This is a genomic window from Vogesella mureinivorans (genome assembly GCF_007644035.1).
Taxonomy (GTDB): Bacteria; Pseudomonadota; Gammaproteobacteria; order Burkholderiales; family Chromobacteriaceae; genus Vogesella; species Vogesella mureinivorans.
In genome coordinates this window covers 1-266 of sequence record NZ_VMTV02000942.1, presented here as the reverse complement: position 1 = coordinate 266, position 266 = coordinate 1, and the positions used below count along the sequence as shown (strand labels likewise).

1 protein-coding gene is annotated in these 266 nt (G+C 63.5%); it reads right to left on the bottom strand.

What is annotated here, in order from left to right; translation table 11 throughout:
* Positions 1–250, bottom strand: a 250-nt coding sequence (locus FLQ44_RS21250) for a tripartite tricarboxylate transporter permease (protein ID WP_206209047.1), incomplete at its 3' end; no start/stop codon positions are given.
* Positions 251–266: the final 16 nt, after the last annotated feature.

Genomic DNA, 266 nt, shown 5'->3' with positions numbered 1-266 from the left:
ACAGGAGGATGGCCGTGCGGCTGCCGCCATAGATGGCCCCGCAATAGAGGCACATCAGGCACAGGATCGCCTGGTCGGGCGCCATCTTGTAGGTGAGGGTCACGAGCAAGGCGACCCCCATGGTCGCGGTCAGACCGGGCAGGGCGCCGATGATGATGCCCAAAAGTGTCGCCCAGGCAATGTTGAACAGGGAGACCGGGGTCAGGAAATGGGCGAGACCGCCGCCCAGCATGACCAATCCATCGAACATTGCGCGCTCCCTATGG